Here is an 18131-nt window from a genome sequence, read left to right on the forward strand (position 1 = left end):
ACTGATAATTATAAATTAGGGATAAAAGTTGCAACTGTTATACCCTGTATTTTATCAGCAGGTGCTCTTTTTTTCAAAGTTCATTTTAATTCATAACAGGAATGCTCCTTTATATTGACTAAATAATTTGCATATAAGTGCAATTATCTATGCAAATTATCATCCTGATATTATACCTTTCCCAGTGGATGCAACTATTGCAACCATTATAAAAAACATTACACTTACTGATATCATACAAGACATTAAAAGAAGAATAGAATCCCCTACTGAATTTATACAATCTACTGTGCGATTGTCACTTATTGGTTCAATTAACGCAGCTGCTGCCTTATATAAAAAAGCCATAATCAAAAGCTTTATAATAGGGAGTATCACTATTACTATAAGTACAATTAACCCAAGCCCACTTATTGCACTTTTTAAAAGAAGTGAGTATCCAGCTACTGTAGAAATTGCATCAGATAAACATTTTCCAACTACAGGTACAAATGTATCCACCGCAAATTTTGCTGTTTTTATAGTAACTTGATCTAAAGTTTTTGCTGCAATGCTACGTATAGTAATTACCGCAATAAACACTGTCATAACTATCCCCTGTATCCAAATCGCCATTTGTTTTAAAAGTTTGGTTAAACTTTTTATTTTATAATCACTAGATATACTGGAAACAAACTGTAAAACGAAACTCATAAATATTACAGGAATGATAATATCTACATATATCCTAGAACTTACGGTCGCAAAACCCATAATTACAGGATCAAGAAGAGTTGCTTCTGCAAATCCTCCAACGGTTGCGAGTAGCATCATTAAAACCGGAATAAGAGCTGCCATAAAATTTGACATACTAACAATAGTATTTTTAGCAAGCTCTGCTACTACATAAAAACTTTTAGTTATCATTACAATCATTACACCATAACAGGCAAAGTAAGCAATATTAGATAAACTATCTCGGCTAAACGCGCTTTGAAGATTACTTAGCATCGCGCAAATGATAGCAATAATCATAAGACTCCCAATTAATTCCATACATGCGATAATCTCTTTAAACGTGTATTTAATAATGAAACTCGATGTTTTATTAAAACTTAACCCGTTATCACCAGTTTTTATAAATTGTTCTACAAAAGTTTTTGGCTGCATATCGTTAAATATTTCATATTGAGATTTAACATTAGAAATATAATCATATAAGTTATTTATTTCAGTTTGCTGTTTTTCCCCTATTTTACCTACTTCAGTAGCTTGTACACTAATAGGCAAACAAAATAAAAATAATAAAATCAGTAAAATCTTTTTCATATTAAGTCTCTTCGTATTCCGTTTCTTTATTTTACATTTTTTCATACTACACCTCTACATTATTTTCAAAATAGATTGCATTACTGCCATTAAAATTGGTATTGCCAAAACTAATATGAATATTTTTCCAGCAAATTCAACTTTACCTGCTATGTTACTCTGACCAGCGTCCCTACAGATTTCGCTACAAAAGGATGCCAAATACGCAATGCCAAGTATTTTAAAAACTGTATTTAAATAGACAACATCAATATTGGCCTTATTTGCCAATGTTTGTAAAAACCCCAAAATTATTGTAAGTTTGCTTACCATATATAAAAATATTAATATTCCTGCTGCTATACTAACTTGAATAGCTAAATCATCTCTTCTGCCCTTAAATATAAGCACAATAAATAATGCCACGAAAGCGAATGCAACAACTTTGATTATTTCCATAACATCCTCCCCGATTGCTTCTACCAGTAAATAAAAGTTTATAGTTTTTATCAATTCATCCTAGAACTGAAACAAAGTTTTTACAGAAGTAAACAATTTGTTTACTAAATTTATCACCATCATAAGAATTATTATTACTCCAGCTAAATTTGCAACTACCGCGATGTCATCCTTTCCTCCACTTTTTAAAATTTTATCTATAATAATGATTAGAATACCCGTTGCCCCTATTTTAAACAGTAAACTAACATCTAACACCTAAAAACCTCCTCCCTATATTAATGCTATTACAATAAATGCTCCAAAAGAAAACCCTAAATATCTATACATTTTTATATTCTTATTCATATATTCTTCAGATATTATAATTTGTTTCTTTAAATTTGCTATAGTAAGTGCGAACATACTATTCTGGCCTTTAATATCAGATTCCCCAAGTGTTTTTGATAAATCCAAAATGACATTTATATCATCATAATTTATATACAATTTTTCTTTTGTTAAGTTTATTGCGCTGTTCATAGCCGCGTAAACGTTCTCGTATTCGTTGTTAGTTAACAATTCACTTGTTTTATTAAATAGTTCATTTATTGGTTCTTTGCTTTTTTCTGCTATACTTTTAAACGCATCTGGCAAAAGAGCATGTACATAGGTAATCTCATTTTGAAGTTGATAAACAGCTCTTTGAATTTCTTTTAGTTGAAAAACTCTATATTTTAACCTTTCACTGTATATAAATCCAGCCATAGTTGATGCAACTATGATCACAACACACCCAATTATTTTAATCATATTACGGCCTCCATACATCGACTCCTTTATTGAAATCATAAATACGTTCTATTGTTCCAATTCCTTTTTTATTACTAAGCACTATCCCCCTCGTAAATACGTAATTATCAACAATATCCTTGAAAACTAATCTTTTATACAAATCTTCAATTCCAAAACCATGAATAGTTGTAATTAAACTAATTCCAGAATTTAATGCCATTAAAATACTTTCCATATCATTTTTAGTACCAATTTCATCACAAACTATAACATCAGGTGACATACTTCTAATCGCCATCATAATTCCTTGGCTTTTAGGACAATTATCCAGTACATCAGTTCTCACTCCAACATCCATTTGTGTTATTCCTTTAAACGAACCAGCTATCTCAGAACGTTCATCGATTATAGAGACATTTTTTCCTCTAAAACTCATATCTTTATATCCTTGTGATATCTGCCTCGAAATATCTCTTATTAAAGTTGTTTTACCACATTTGGGAGGCGATATAATTATTGTATTATATACTGAATTATTATTAATAATATACGGCATAACTTTGTCCGCACATCCAATAATTTCTTTACATGCCCTTATATTTATAGACGAAATGTCTTTAATAGTCTTAATGCTATTATTTTCAATAACACAAATTCCACATAATCCCACTCTGTGTCCGCCTTTTATAGTTATATACCCTTGCCGTATCTCATCTTCAAAGGCATATATGGAGTAATTGCTTATCCTCTGCATTATGTATTTTAAATCCTCTGGAGTCGCAATATATTCCCAGACTTTCTCTTTACTGCCAATATGGATAAACAAAGGCTTGTTCACTTTTACTCTAATTTCTTCAAGTTGTTGCAAATTATCAACTTTTTCAAGAATATTTCTGATATTTTTAGGTAGTATTTCAAATAAATCTTTTGTAACTAACATTTTCTCATCCTCCCATATATAATTAGTATTTCATAGCCTTACATAATATTACACATAAATTAAATCATCTCCTGGGTCGCTGAAATATTAACAACTTTGGAAGCATATTTAGACTACCACCAAAGCAATTTTACTAGGCTAGACAACTGCCACTTATAGAAGATGGCTGACTTGAAGCTTCCAAAATGTTGTTAAAACATATTATGTAAATTCGGATTCATTTCCATAATATATGTACTAGTTCACAAAAAAAGAACAAAAAAAAGAACCGATATCACATATCGGTTCTTTTTAAATACAGATTTAAACTCTTAACATGTAATCGCCATTTCTAGTATCTATTCTTATAGTTTCACCTTCATTGACGAACATTGGCACTTGAACGATTGCTCCTGTTTCTACAGTAGCTGGTTTTGTTACACTAGAAGATGTATTACCCTTAACACCTGGTTCAGTACTAGTTATAAGTAATTCTACAAAGTTTGGAGCTTCTACTGAGAAAGCCTCATCCTTATAAAATTTTATTATAGCAAACATATTTTCTTTCAAGTATTTTATTGCCTCTTCAACTTTTTCATAATTTAGTGGTATCTGTTCAAAAGTTTCTTGATCCATAAAGTAGTATAGTCCATCAGCTGCATATAAATATTGCATTTCTTTTCTTTCTATAACTGCCTCTTGTAATTTTGTAGTAGGATTAAATGTTTTTTCTGTAACTCCTGAATTTATAACATTTCTTAACTTGGTTCTAACAAATGCAGCTCCCTTACCCGGTTTTACATGTAAAAAATCTATAACTGTGTAAACTTGTCCACCTTCATCAAATGTTGTTCCTTTTCTTATATCTCCTGCTGAAATCATTAAGTATCCCTCCAAAATTTATAAATAATTCAATTAACCCATTTATATTATAACCTTATTAGGTAAATTAATACCAATCATTACGTTTGCACTCCACTAAATATAAACAATACAGTGGAACAATGTTATTTTATCAAAACTTAAGGATATTTGCAAATATAAATATATATTATTTGAATAATTTTATGTCTTTTTTATAAGTATACCATTTAAAGTCTATATATTTTAATAAAATAATTAATTAAAGTATCCGCTCCCTAAAATTGGAGCGAATACTTTAATAAATTACTTGTTTTTTTTAAAGTTAATACCTATATTGGTAATCTTAGTATCTTTGTTAATAATAATTTTGTTTATATTCAATAAATTTTTGCTTTTATTTAACTTAACTAACGAACTATATAATAAATTTAAATCACCTTTATAATTGATTTCAACACTACATTTTTCTTCTTCCACCATATTAAAGGATTCTACTGTAAAATCTTTGTTTTTATTTAAGCATTCTAAAATATCACTATATCCAAATTTCTCAATATTTTTCTTTTTATTTACGATAACGCTATTGATTACTTTATTATCTTTGTATTTTATAAATTTATTTTTAACAACAATAAATTCAAAAGATAAAATAAGCATTATCATCACAAGTATCCCTAACATCCATTTAATTTGTCTATTTTTATACATCTTATACCTCAAATTTAATATTAAAGATAAATTTACCTTTATCTTTAATATTTGGGGTTAATTTTTTTATGGTATATTTATTTTCTATGCAGCTTATTACTTTTATGTATTCTTCATAATTTTTAGCTTCTATATTCATTTCAAAGTTATTATCAGTTATTGTAATATCCTTGTAATTCAACCCATTTTCTTTGAAAAATTCATTTATTTTATTATATTTTTCAATAATAACATCATGTTTTGTTGTCACAATACCAATGTTCTTTTGTGGACTAATAAATTTAGCATCTATATTACCTGTCTTGTTTATCATATTTAATATAACTCCTAGCAAAATAATATCAACAATGAAAACTACCGCAACCACCATTTTTATTCTGATCATTTTTGTTTTATTCTTTTTATCAATATACCAATTAGGAATAAATGTATTTTTAATAATAATTATCTACCCCTTTAATATTACATATTTTATTAATTCTTCTTTCTTTAAATCATCAAGTACTTGGTGAGGCAATTCTAAATATTTGAATTCTTTAATATCTCCCTCAATATCTAATTGTGATACATTTGAATAATATATTTTTTCACAGGATTTTGCATAATCATTATACAGTTCTAAAAATTCATTCATTGATTTTGAAAATTTTGATAGAGTTACTTCCTTCACACTTACACTATTATTAGCTACAATCTCATTATTATTGCATATTAAATAATATAAATTACAGTTATAATAAAATACCATTATATAATTTTTTACATTGATTTTGCTTGTATAATAACTTTTAAAACAAAATTGTATTAAGTTTACTTTTTTTAATGTAACATTATTGTTAAAACTATTTTTTAATATATCTAAGTTATTTCCTTTCAAACAAAAAACTAATATATCCATATCAATTTTGTTCTCTTTAATTAACTTATAGGTAAATGAGATATGATCTATATCCTTATAATAATATCTTAATTCATTTTTAATCATATCGTTAATTAAATATTTTCTTACTGTTGGTAATGTTATAAGTCTTATATATACTATTTCACCTTCAACTAAAACATATAAATTTTTGTTTTTTATACCAATTTGAAACTCTTTTATATTTGGGGCATCCTTATAATATGTATTTTGATTAGTAATATTGTATAGCTTCTTAAAAATTGAATGTTTAGAAAATTCCACGCTTGAAATTTTTTGCTGTGAAACTTCTAAAAACATATTTTTTCTAAATTTCATTTTTTCCTCCCTTATTAATTATGATATTCAGTCCTTATAAATATCAGCCTAAACTTTTTACCACTATCCTCTAAATTATAATAATCATGTCTTTTTTCATTTTCTACATTAAGCGTTATAAAGATGAATTCATTTGTTAAGCGAGTATGACTGACATTAGCACTACCATACTTTACAATACTACTTAAAGAATCGAACAAAAACTTATTTATTTCCTCATTCCTTATTTGTACTTTATTTGTATTTATGTACTTATAAAATAAAGTCATTAAGTACTCTTTATCTCTTTGATAATTATCATCTTTTAACACATATTTTTTATTACTTGTTAAATACTTAACCTCTGACAATCGGACATTAAATATATACATCATAATAGTTAAACAAATAATTCCTACCAAAATTGTATAAATTAATATAAAGCCTTTTTTAATTTGCATTTTCTATAACCAAACACCTCTCAATAATTTGGCCATTGTACCAAATTATTTTAATATAAATATTTTTCCCAGATTTTACAACAAAAAAGTCTTTAACGTCATCTATTATTGCACTTTCAGCTTTAATAGCTTCACCTCCATAAATAATATAAAGATTAGTATTAACAAGTTTTATATCTTTTTTACTAATTTCTTTAGAATTAATTTTACCAATTTTTTTATAATAATCTATTTTAATAATATTTTTCTCAATTTTCACTTGCGTAACATTCTGATTAACTTCTTTTTCTATAATGAATATGGCATCATTTAAATAATTAAATCCCTTGTTTTGTGAAACACTGCTTTTGTAAATTTTTACATAAGAGATAAGCATGCCATCTATTACTCCAAGCATTAAAAACATCAAAGCCATAACGATTGTTATTTCTATAAGTGTAAACCCCTTTTTAATCATTCACGACAACCTTTATAGAAGTTGCATTGGATCTCTTCTATATCGTTCGTTTTTCCAGAATGCATCAAAAGATTTAATTTATAAACGTTTAATTCATCTTTTAACAAGCTAAGCTCTATATATTGATTATTAGTAGAAATATTATTAGAAAACACCTGCCTAACATCAGTTTTAATTTTTTCAAAATTCATGTCTTCTTTATTCACATAAAGTCTTTTACTTGTTTTTAACTGTTCTAATTCTTCAATTGACATTGAGTATATAATATTGTTTTTTATAACTTCCATTATAATCACATCATTATTTATATTTTTAATGTCATTTTTCATATTAAGAGAAGCTTTATCAAAGGAAACAATACAAATGAAAATAATAGAGAATACTGAAATACTGCATAACACCTCTACTAACGTAAATCCTTTTTTACTTAACTGAAACATAATTTGAACCAACTTTCATTTTTATTTCAATGAATTTTGAAGCAACTCTTATTGTAATTTTATATTCGTTTAAATTATTGTCTTTTAGGTATATTGAACCTGAAGTATCACTATACCCATCTTTTTCAATTAAAAACCCTTTGTTTTCGTTATTCCATATAACTCGCTCCATAGTTATTTTATTTGATAATATTTGTTTACTTACCATATTAGTATCCCTAACTAACTTTATTTCATTTCTTTGTACATCAAACTTTATAACACCACTACAAGAATTTTCTCTACAATACATTTTAGAATTATTAATAAAACTTACTATAACATTGCAAGAATAATCTGCATCCACTTTGTTTTTCATTGTATTGTAATATCTTACAGACACAACGCTTGCGCCACCAATTATACCCATAATAGATAATACTAAAATCATCTCAATTAATGTAAATCCTCTTCGCACAAATTTACTTTTAAAATTTCCTTCTAGATTTCTACATTTAAATATCATTACACCTTACCTGCAGAATCCATAACATTTAGCATAGGAAGCATAACTGCTAATATAATTACTCCAATCATAATTCCTAAAAATATTATTAAAATTGGTTCAATCAGGACTGTCGCCCTGTCTACATTTTCCTCCGCATCCTCATAAAAGATGTCTGCAGCAGTTAAAAACATTTCATCTAAAGTACCAGTTTCTTCACCAATTTTTATCATAGCAACAAAAAATTGCGGAAATAGATTCATTGCATTTATTGAGCTTGATAAATCTTCTCCTTTTTCTATACCATTAAAAACTATTTTAAGTTTTAATTTAAAATACCTATCCTCTATAACATCATTGATTATTTCAAATGCTCTAATTAAACCAACTCCACTACTTAGCAGTATATTAAGTCCTCTAGAAAACCTTGTGTATATAAGTTTTCTATACACTGGCCCTAATATTGGGCACATAAACTTAATTTTACCAATAATAATTTTCCCTCTTTCAGTTTTACCATATTCTAATAAAATGAAAACTAAAATTGAAATTGTAAGTAAAATCCATAATAAATTGTGACGAAGAAAACTACTTGTTCCTAGAACCATCTTTGTTATTAGTGGGATCTCTGCATCAAGAGAATTGAGATTTGTAATAAACACAGGAATTACCTTTATCATCAAAAACATGGATATTATCATTAATGTTACGAATACCGTAAATGGGTAAATCATAGAATTTGTAAATTTTTTCAACAACTTATGTTCTTTTTCATAGTACTTAGATAATTCTTCTAATATTATATCAAGTCTACCGCTCTCTTCCCCTAAATAAATCATATTCACCATAAAATCAGGGTATACATTTATAATCTTCTTCATACTTGAATAGAGTGAATTACCCTTTTGTACATTTTTACTAATATCAATTAAACTCATTTTTATGGACTTATGAATCATTTGCTCATAAAGTAAATTAAGAATATCACATATTGGTATTCCGGCTTTAATACATAAGGAAAATTGTTTGCAAAATATAGCTATTGTTTTCAAACTAGGTTTACTCGAAATCTCACCTATTTTTTTTATACTTCTAATCTTCATTAAATATATTTTTTCTTCACGTAAGCCCAATGCTAATTCCTCAATACTATCACTTTGTGCAATTCCCTTTATTAAAACTCCATTTGATGTTTTAGCCACATATTTATATTTCATGTTATGTTTTCACCTATTACCCATCATCTTTAATTTATTTTAATGATATCTTATTTGAAATTATAGCTGTAAGTAGCACTTACAAATTCCTCTATTGATGTTGTACCATTAATTACTAAAGTTTTACAACTATCCCTTAGTGAACTCGACTTATTTTCATTACAATATTTCCAAAGCTCATCACTTATCCCACTTTTCACTATAATTGATCTATGATTACTATCTAGTTCTAATAATTCATATATTACAGTTCTCCCCTTATATCCAGTTTCATAACATTTATTGCATCCTACTGCACTATATGTTTTCTCACCTCTCTTAAATCCTAAATATTCAAATTCCTCATTTTTAACTTTATATTCCACCTTACAGTAAGGACATAGCTTTCTCACTAGCCTCTGTGCTAATACTACAACTAATGAATCCGCAACTAAATATGATGGGATACCCATATCAATTAATCTTGATATGGTCGCCGTCGCGCCATTGGTATGAAGTGTAGAAAGAACTAGGTGTCCAGTTATCGAAGCCCTTACAGCTATTTTTGCTGTCTCCTCATCTCTTATCTCTCCGATCATTATTAAGTCAGGATCCTGCCTTAAAATGCTTCTAAGCCCTATTGAAAAAGTTAGGCCTGCTTTATTGTTTACGTTTACTTGATTAATTCCAGGCATATTATATTCTATTGGATCCTCTATTGTAATTATATTTTTAGTTTTGCTATTAATTTCATTTAGTAATGCATATAGTGTTGTTGATTTTCCACTTCCTGTAGGTCCTGCGACTATTATCATTCCATGAGAAAGTTTTAATACACTTTTTAAAATAAGTACCTTCTCCTTGCTAAAACCTAATGAGTCCAAATTAATAAATCTTTCTACTTTATATAAAACCCTTATAACTAACTTCTCACCATACATTGTAGGCAATGAAGATACCCTAAAATCGTAATCTGTACCATCTATATTTTCTGTCATCTTACCATCTAATGGAATCAATTTTGTAGCTATATCCATATTGGCCATTATTTTTAATCTTGTACATAATGATTTATACACATTTTTCGGAATTTTATTTATTTCATTTAAGATGCCATCTACTCTCATACGAATTAAAGCAAAATCCTTAAATGGCTCTAGATGAATGTCACTAGCCTGAGCATTTATAGCTCGCTTTAGCAAAGAATCCGTTATTCTTATAACTGGAGCATTCTGAGCACCCAATGTAGATTTCTTCTCTTCATTATTTTGTTTGGTTTCTAAAATATATTCGTTTTTCATCTCTTCAACTGCAACATCTACAACTTGTTTTACATAACAGTTTTCAATAGCCTCTTCGATATGACTAGTCAAATCAAAAAATACTTTAATCTTTTTATTTGTTATAAATTTTAGTTCATCAATAACTGTTATTTCAAATGGATTTGAAAAGGCAACATATACCTCATTGTCATTGTCATAAAACGGTATTAAGCTGTACCTAGTAGCGACCTCCTTTGAAATTAAATTAAAGACTTCATCATTTATACATGTAGATTCTAAATCAATATAAGGTATACCAAAATTAATCTCTATTACCGAAATAACTTCCTTTAATTCTATTTTTGTGTCATGCATAATAATTTGCTCTTCACTACACCTCTTTAAGAGTGAATCTTCCTTTACTTCTTTATATTTCTTTATGGTAATAATGTTTTTATCTAATAATATTTGGAGCAAATTTTTTTTCATGATATTTTACCTCTCCTGACACGTAAAATTTACAAAGGATATCCTGTTTGTAATCATTGTCAATTTTGGAGTTTTTATTCACTTTCATAAAAATAATTTCCATAAAAAAACAACTGCGCTATTATTACATAGACAGTTGCATTTAATTCAGCTTATTAAAAATTCACCTTTGAAAGCAATTTCTGCGGGTCCTTCCATTAGAACCTCCCCTTCAACAATTTCTATATTAAGTATTCCACCTGGTACTTGCACTTTGACCCTGCCCTCTGTATACCCGAGTCTATTGGCTGCTGCCACTGCTGCGCAACTACCAGTACCACATGCAAGAGTAGGTCCTGCACCCCTTTCCCAAGTCTTAACTTTTATCATATTCTTGTCCACAACTTCACAAAAGTTTACATTTGTTTTTTGAGGAAATAAACAGTTATGCTCTATAAATTTCCCCTCGCAAACTTCATAATCATCAAGTTTTCCGAAAACAATGGTATGTGGAACTCCCATAAGTAACGATGTAATATAATACTCCTTATTATTAGTTTCTAACTTCTTATTTATTATTTCAACAGATGATAAAGCTGGAATACTTATAGGATTAAAATTATATTTTCCCATATTTATAGTAACACCTTTAAAAACTCCATCGTAAGCACATATACTTGCGATCTTTACTCCATCACCAGTCTCAATTTTTATGTTTTCACCTAATACATATTTTTTTTCATAGATATATTTAGCAAAACACCTAATACCATTTCCACACATAGAAGCGTATGAACCATCAGCATTCATAATTATCATCTGGATATCTGCTATACTACTTTTTCTAACCACTAAAATCCCATCAGCACCTATTCCATAATGTCTATCACAAAGCTTTTTAGCAAGTATCCCTAGATCATTATATTTTCCCTCTAAATCTTCAATAACAATAAAATCATTTCCTGTTCCCTGCATTTTAGTAAAATTTAAAATTTCCATACAAATCCTCCTTTTTACGTCAGTATATCATGACTTTTCAATAATTTTCTTTAATGGTATACTATTATTAGTAGTTTATTTCATATTCCGCTTATAAATAAAAATCTAAGGGTTTAATGTTTTTAAACGTTAGGCGTGATATGAAATTTATTGATATAATCTTATATTCTAATTACAGTATATAATATATTATATTATTTACAAAGCATAAATGAAATTTATAATGATAAAACAAACTGAAAGGATGATATATATGGCATTAGATGGTATTTTTTTATCTAGCCTCATTGAGGAAATAAAGGATATAATCATAGATTGTAGAGTTGAAAAGGTAAACCAACCAGAGAAAGATGAAATTATATTAAGTTTCAAAAAAAATAGAAAAGTATATAAATTGCTAATAAGTTCAGGAGCTAATTATCCTAGAATCCACTTTACAGACTTTAACCTAGAAAACCCAAAACAGGCTCCCATATTTTGTATGGTTCTAAGAAAATATTTAAATACAGCCACTGTTTTAGATGTTAGACAATTAAATTCGGATAGGTTACTAATTATTGACTTTAAAAGCAGTGATGAGTTGGGCTTTGATAGTATTTACTCATTAGTAATTGAAATAATGGGTAGGCATAGCAATATAAGCCTTGTTCGTACGCGAGATAATATTATTATGGATAGCATTAAACATGTTGGAGCAGATGTCAACAGTTTCCGTGTTTTATATACTGGTGTTGAATATATCTACCCACCAGCCTCTACAAAATTAGATGCTTTTAATTTTGAATATGATGAATTCTATAAGTATATAACTACAAAAGACATACAATTCACTGAGAAATTTTTTACTGGTACTTTCACAGGGGTAAGCTCAAATCTTTCCTCAGAACTTGTGTATCGGTACCTCGCTAAAAATACTGATTTCAACTTAGAAAGTGCTAAAAACATATATAATTTTACAACAGACTTTTTTAAAAACATGCATGAAAACATATTTTTAGCAAGCTATGCTAAGAACGGTGTTCTAAAAGATTTTCATTCCAGTGAGCTTACCTCACTAAAAGATAACGAGATAGAAAAATTCGATTCACCTTCTAAACTTATCGAGACTTTTTACTTTCGTAAAGACAAACACGATAGATTAAACGCTAAAAGTTCTAATCTTCAAAAAATAGTTAATACCAACATTAGTCGTTGTGACAAGAAAATGAGAATACTTAACGCAACTTTAAAAGACTGCTCCACTAAAGGTACTTATAAATTGCATGGCGAACTCCTAACTGCAAATATATACTCTCTAAAAAAAGGTGACAAGTTTGCAAATCTTTTAAATTATTACAGTGACAATGGTGAATATATTAAAATTAAACTTGATGAACATAAAACTCCCTCACAAAACGTCCAATACTATTACAAAAAATACAATAAATTTAAAGTTGGCGAGGAAATGGCTTTAGTTCAAATGAAGCTTACACAAAATGAGTTAAAATATCTTCATTCCGTACTTACTAACATATTAAATGTAGATAACTATAGTGGAATAGAAGATATTAAAAATGAACTAGTAGAAACTGAATATATTAAAATAAAAAAGCGCGGTAAAAATAAAAAAGTAAAACCAACAAAGCCTAGACACTTCATGTCAAGTGATGGCATCGATATCTATGTTGGTAGGAATAATATTCAAAATGATCTTTTAACTTTAAAGTTTGCCAATAAAAATGATATGTGGCTACATACAAAAGATATACCTGGTTCTCATGTTATTATTAAACACATTGGTGATGTCCCAGAAAATACGTTACTTGAAGCCGGAAACTTATCAGCTTTTTATAGTAAGTCCCAGAATTCTTCTACTGTGCCAGTTGATTATACTCAAGTAAGAAATGTAAAGAAACCTTCAGGAGCAAAACCTGGAATGGTTATTTACACGACAAACAAGACTATATACGTAACTCCTGTTGAAAGTACTTTAGAAAGAATAGAATAAGAAAAAGTATACATTGAAACCCATATCAAATGATATGGGTTTCCTTGTGTTTATATATAATAACAACGCGACATAACAAATAAAAACATTAATTACATTAAACCCATATTTAAATGCAACTTTACAAAATCACCTCTACGTTGGTTCATCTACATGTTTTAATTAATTTTTTATATTATTTATAACCTCTTCCACTGCAAAAGGTTTTGCTAATACTAATACATTTTGAACATCTATAACTAATAGTGCTATATTTTCCATTTCTCTATTTCCCCCTATAAATTAAATTTATCAATGCAAAATATATAATTATCTTTCGGATTCATTCGCCAAAATATAAATAAAAAAAGATAAAACAAAGGATATATTATACATACATCATTTGTTTTATCTTTATTGAGAAATTCTTAAGCATCGAGATAACACTTCCTTATCTCTTGACCTACCCGAAGGGATATGCATACAAGTATGACCTTTCTCCAAAGTGACTTGCAATAAGATACGAAAAAACATTGGAATTTCATTTAGAAATTCTTCTTTTGCTAATATAAAATTCTCGTGAGCCTTCCAGGAAGGAAGGCTAGCGAACTTACAGGACAACCAGTGTGAGCGCCAGAGAATTTTATGTTCGCAAAAGATTAGAATTTATTAATTAAATTTCACGTTTCGAGTTCATATTGCAAGTCACGTAGGAGAATTTTATTACTGATGCCCTTTTAGTCTTCCTTCTTTTTCCTAGGTATTTCTTTTATATATTGGTAATAGTAACATAACAATCTTCCATTATATAATTTTCTGTTCTTATCTGATTTCTTTCCAAAATCCTTTTGAAAATCACGATTTGCTGTTATAACGAAGCAAGACCACTCATTTAAGCTTGAATACATTGCTCCAAGATCAACATGAAGTTTTTTTACTTCCTGAGCTTCGCCTAATCTTTCTCCATATGGTGGATTAGTTATTATAACTCCATATTTTTGCCTAGAGGTAAATTCTTGCATAGGTATCTTTTGAAATTTTATAAATTCCTTAACTCCTGCTTTTTCAGCATTCTGAGTTGCTGTCCTAAGTAATGAGCCATCTATATCTGAAGCTAGTATTTCAACCGCGTTAGGATTTATAGTTCGTTTTGCGCCTTCACGAACTTGCTCCCAAATATCCTTATCCATACTTGGCCAAGTCTCAGATACAAATTGTCTATTTACTCCTGGCGCCATGTTTTTGGCGATAAGTGCTGCTTCTATTGCAATGGTTCCTGAACCACAAAGCGGATCAGCAAGTACTCTTGTACTATCCCATTTACTTATTAAAACAAGGGCAGCAGCTAAGGTCTCCTTAAGTGGTGCCTCACCAGCATATTCTCTATACCCTCTCTTGTGTAAGCCTACCCCTGAAGTATCTATTGATAAAGTTACAACATCTCTTAAAACTGCAACCTCAATCTTATAGACCGGTCCTTCTTCTGTAAACCATTCTTTAGCATATTTTTTCTTCATAGATTCTACTACTGCTTTTTTTACTATACTCTGACAATCTGGAACACTGTGTAATTGTGATTTTACGGATTTACCTACAATATGCATGTTGCCGTCTTCTGGTATTAAATTACCCCACTCAACGGCTTTTGTACCTTGAAATAATTCTTCGAAAGATAATGCGTTAAATTCAGCCATTTTTATAAAAAGTCTTTCTGCAGTTCTTAACCAAATATTGCATATAGCAATATCCATTTCATCTCCTTCAAACATGACTCTTCCATTTTCAACTATTAAATTCTCGTACCCTAGTGCTTTTAGTTCTTTAGCTGTAACTGCTTCTAACCCGAAGGTTGTTGTGGCTATTAAAGTATATGTCATATATTATCTCTCCCATTTCTTCTTTTCCTTAGATTTATTTAAATAAATAGTATGTTAACTTTTTATTTGTTTGAATGCACCTTTTAACTTGTATCACTCATATTATAATATCTCTATTTACTACTATTGTCTATAATTTTAAAATTACTCGTCCTTTTGAAAAACAAAAGTGCCAGAACTAGTCTGACACTACATATTATAATTTTTTTAATTAAGTACTCCTTAATTATCTCCTGACTTGCTTGTTTGAGGTAAAACTAAATTTAATATTATACCAACCAAAGTTGCAAGTGCAAGCCCTGCAATTTCCATTTGTACACCTGCAAAGTGGAATTTAATGCCACCTCCACCTATTCCTAAAACTATTATCACTGAAGCTATAATAAGGTTTCTCTTTTTACTAAAATCAACTTTGTCCTCAACAAAAATTCTAAAACCAGAGGATGCAATTATTCCAAATAACAATACACTTACTCCACCAATTACAGGTAATGGAATATTGCCTATAACTACTGAAACAGGTCCTATAAATGATAATACAATTGCAATGATTGCAGCTCCACCAATTACCCAAACACTATAAACTTTTGTGATTGCCATAACTCCTATATTCTCACCGTATGTCGTGTTAGGTGGTCCTCCAACAAAACCAGCAAATATTGTAGCAATACCATCTCCAAGTATTGATCTATGAAGTCCTGGATCTTTTGTAAAATCGCGACCGCAAACATTACCTGTAACATACACATGTCCAATATGTTCTGCAAGTGTTACAAAAGCTATTGGAGCCATAAGCATAATAGCATTTATGTTAAATGTCGGCAAAACAAAACTTGGCAATTTAAATAATTTTGCAGATGATATTTCTTTTAAAACCTCCTGAGGAATTACTCCAAATAGTATAGACAGTATATAACCAGCTACCATTGCAATTAAAATAGGTACTACTCCGAAAAATCCCTTAAAATACATAGTACCCACTATTGCAATACCTAAAGTTGCCATTGATATAAATATCCATGTAGATCTAGCTACGCCGTCAAGCCCAGGATCTGTAAATGTAGAATTTAACCCTGACCAATTAATTGCAACACTTGCTAAACTAAGCCCTATTACAATTACAACAGAACCCACTACAACTGGTGGTAGCATTCTATCTAACCATTTTATCCCTATAAATTTAATAATTAATGCTACAATTATATATACAAGTCCTGCAGCAATAATTCCAGAAAGCATTGAACTTTGTCCATACGCCTTTGTAGCAACGCCCATAGGCCCTATAAAAGCAAATGAAGAACCTACATATGCAGGAAGCCTAGCTTTTGTACATAATATATATAGCAGCGTTCCCACACCACTACAAAATAGTGCAATCGAGGGACTAAGACCTGTAAGCATTGGTACAAGTATTGTTGCCCCCACCATAGCAAATAAGTGCTGGAAACTTAATGGGAGAGTCTTTAAAACAGGTAACTTTTCATCGACATCTATAAAATTTTTCATTAGTTAGGTCCTCCTTTTAGTCTCGCTAGACTATATTAAAAGATCAGTCATCACCTGTGGTGCTAGTCATCTTTCTTAAAGCTGGTCATCTTTTGTAAATCTACAGTTCGTATATACTTACCGAATCCTTTTCATCAGTTTCTAAAAGCTGGACAGAAATCATTTCTTTACTGGAAGTAGGTATATTTTTACCTACATAATCTGCCCTTATAGGTAGCTCCCTGTGACCTCTATCTACTAGCACAGCTAATTGTATCATTTGTGGTCTACCTTTATCTATTATGGCATCTATTGCAGCTCTAGCAGTCCGTCCAGTATAAAGTACATCATCTACTAAAATTATTTTTTTACCTCTTACATCTATGCCCAAATTCACATTATTTAATACTGGCTGATCATCCAAGGCGGTAAGATCATCCCTATATAAGGTAATGTCAACAGAACTTACTGGAACTTTAACTCCCTCAAATTGTTCTATTAAAAAAGCAATTCTTTGTGCAATTGGTACTCCACGTCTTTTTATTCCCACTAATATAATGTTTTCTGTACCCTTATTTTTTTCAGTAATTTCATGTGCAACTCTTGTTAATGTTCTATTTATAGCTTTTTCATCTAATAACACTGACTTAAATTCCATATATTTCACCTCCTGCCAAATATGTTTTTTAATTAATTCAATAATCGAGTAGGAGCTAAATAATTAGTTTATTTAGCGACCTCTCACACCACCGTGCGTACCGTTCGGTACACGGCGGTTCAATAGAAATTAATGTTTTAATAAATATGTT

20 protein-coding genes are annotated in these 18131 nt (G+C 29.3%); 1 reads left to right on the forward strand and 19 read right to left on the reverse strand.

Annotation, left to right across the window (positions count from 1 at the left end):
• Positions 1-159: 159 nt before the first annotated feature.
• The 16 genes from spoIIIAE to dapF form a co-directional block, all read right to left on the reverse strand.
• Complete coding sequence (spoIIIAE, locus tag KPL37_RS16835) at positions 160-1308, reverse strand: stage III sporulation protein AE (RefSeq protein WP_216151190.1); 1149 nt, start codon at positions 1306-1308, stop codon at positions 160-162.
• Positions 1309-1362: 54 nt separating this feature from the next.
• On the reverse strand, positions 1363-1746 hold the full coding sequence (gene spoIIIAD, locus KPL37_RS16840; protein ID WP_216151191.1) for a stage III sporulation protein AD: 384 nt from the start codon (positions 1744-1746) through the stop codon (positions 1363-1365).
• Between the two features lie 60 nt (positions 1747-1806).
• Positions 1807-2004, reverse strand: a complete 198-nt coding sequence (gene spoIIIAC, locus KPL37_RS16845; protein ID WP_216122484.1) for a stage III sporulation protein AC — start codon at positions 2002-2004, stop codon at positions 1807-1809.
• Between the two features lie 15 nt (positions 2005-2019).
• Positions 2020-2538 (reverse strand): stage III sporulation protein SpoIIIAB, encoded by a 519-nt coding sequence (spoIIIAB, locus tag KPL37_RS16850; RefSeq protein WP_216151192.1) that lies wholly within the window; start codon positions 2536-2538, stop codon positions 2020-2022.
• Between the two features lies 1 nt (position 2539).
• The gene (gene spoIIIAA, locus KPL37_RS16855) at positions 2540-3460 is read right to left on the reverse strand and encodes a stage III sporulation protein AA (RefSeq protein WP_216151193.1); all 921 of its coding nucleotides are present in this window, start codon (positions 3458-3460) and stop codon (positions 2540-2542) included.
• Between the two features lie 303 nt (positions 3461-3763).
• Complete coding sequence (efp, locus tag KPL37_RS16860; RefSeq protein ID WP_216151194.1) at positions 3764-4321, reverse strand: elongation factor P; 558 nt, start codon at positions 4319-4321, stop codon at positions 3764-3766.
• A 285-nt stretch (positions 4322-4606) separates the two neighbouring features.
• Positions 4607-5011, reverse strand: coding sequence for a hypothetical protein (locus KPL37_RS16865; RefSeq protein ID WP_216151195.1), 405 nt, complete (start codon positions 5009-5011; stop codon positions 4607-4609).
• Between the two features lies 1 nt (position 5012).
• Positions 5013-5396 carry a hypothetical protein gene (locus tag KPL37_RS16870; RefSeq protein ID WP_216151196.1) on the reverse strand — a complete coding sequence of 128 codons (384 nt, stop codon included), beginning with the start codon at positions 5394-5396 and terminating at the stop codon, positions 5013-5015.
• 63 nt (positions 5397-5459) lie between these two features.
• Complete coding sequence (locus KPL37_RS16875) at positions 5460-6248, reverse strand: type IV pilus biogenesis protein PilM (protein WP_216151197.1); 789 nt, start codon at positions 6246-6248, stop codon at positions 5460-5462.
• A gap of 14 nt (positions 6249-6262) precedes the next feature.
• Positions 6263-6622 (reverse strand): hypothetical protein, encoded by a 360-nt coding sequence (locus tag KPL37_RS16880; RefSeq protein WP_216151198.1) that lies wholly within the window; start codon positions 6620-6622, stop codon positions 6263-6265.
• 55 nt (positions 6623-6677) lie between these two features.
• The gene (locus KPL37_RS16885; RefSeq protein ID WP_216151199.1) at positions 6678-7145 is read right to left on the reverse strand and encodes a prepilin-type N-terminal cleavage/methylation domain-containing protein; all 468 of its coding nucleotides are present in this window, start codon (positions 7143-7145) and stop codon (positions 6678-6680) included.
• Positions 7142-7585: a type II secretion system protein gene (locus KPL37_RS16890; RefSeq protein ID WP_216151200.1), complete on the reverse strand. Its 444-nt coding sequence runs from the start codon at positions 7583-7585 to the stop codon at positions 7142-7144. Before KPL37_RS16890 ends, KPL37_RS16885 begins: the two co-directional genes overlap by 4 nt.
• On the reverse strand, positions 7569-8090 hold the full coding sequence (locus tag KPL37_RS16895; protein ID WP_216151201.1) for a type II secretion system protein: 522 nt from the start codon (positions 8088-8090) through the stop codon (positions 7569-7571). Before KPL37_RS16895 ends, KPL37_RS16890 begins: the two co-directional genes overlap by 17 nt.
• Positions 8090-9286, reverse strand: coding sequence for a type II secretion system F family protein (locus KPL37_RS16900; protein WP_216151202.1), 1197 nt, complete (start codon positions 9284-9286; stop codon positions 8090-8092). The genes KPL37_RS16895 and KPL37_RS16900 overlap by 1 nt, the downstream gene beginning before the upstream one ends.
• A 50-nt stretch (positions 9287-9336) precedes the next feature.
• Positions 9337-11016 carry a GspE/PulE family protein gene (locus KPL37_RS16905; protein ID WP_216151203.1) on the reverse strand — a complete coding sequence of 560 codons (1680 nt, stop codon included), beginning with the start codon at positions 11014-11016 and terminating at the stop codon, positions 9337-9339.
• A 147-nt stretch (positions 11017-11163) separates the two neighbouring features.
• Positions 11164-11994 carry a diaminopimelate epimerase gene (dapF, locus tag KPL37_RS16910; RefSeq protein WP_216151204.1) on the reverse strand — a complete coding sequence of 277 codons (831 nt, stop codon included), beginning with the start codon at positions 11992-11994 and terminating at the stop codon, positions 11164-11166.
• Positions 11995-12247: 253 nt separating this feature from the next.
• On the opposite strand from dapF, the gene KPL37_RS16915 reads away from it, so the two are divergent.
• Positions 12248-13981 (forward strand): Rqc2 family fibronectin-binding protein, encoded by a 1734-nt coding sequence (locus KPL37_RS16915; RefSeq protein ID WP_216151205.1) that lies wholly within the window; start codon positions 12248-12250, stop codon positions 13979-13981.
• Positions 13982-14697: 716 nt separating this feature from the next.
• On the opposite strand, the gene KPL37_RS16925 is transcribed toward KPL37_RS16915, so the two are convergent.
• From KPL37_RS16925 to pyrR, 3 genes are all read right to left on the reverse strand, one after another.
• Positions 14698-15837: a THUMP domain-containing class I SAM-dependent RNA methyltransferase gene (locus KPL37_RS16925; protein ID WP_216151206.1), complete on the reverse strand. Its 1140-nt coding sequence runs from the start codon at positions 15835-15837 to the stop codon at positions 14698-14700.
• A gap of 222 nt (positions 15838-16059) precedes the next feature.
• Positions 16060-17343, reverse strand: a complete 1284-nt coding sequence (gene uraA, locus KPL37_RS16930) for a uracil permease (protein WP_216151207.1) — start codon at positions 17341-17343, stop codon at positions 16060-16062.
• A gap of 100 nt (positions 17344-17443) precedes the next feature.
• Entirely contained in the window at positions 17444-17980 is a 537-nt protein-coding gene (gene pyrR / locus KPL37_RS16935) for a bifunctional pyr operon transcriptional regulator/uracil phosphoribosyltransferase PyrR (protein ID WP_216151208.1), read from the reverse strand.
• Positions 17981-18131: the final 151 nt, after the last annotated feature.

It is taken from the genome of Clostridium frigoris (genome assembly GCF_018861865.1).
Taxonomy (GTDB): Bacteria; Bacillota; Clostridia; order Clostridiales; family Clostridiaceae; genus Clostridium_AD; species Clostridium_AD frigoris.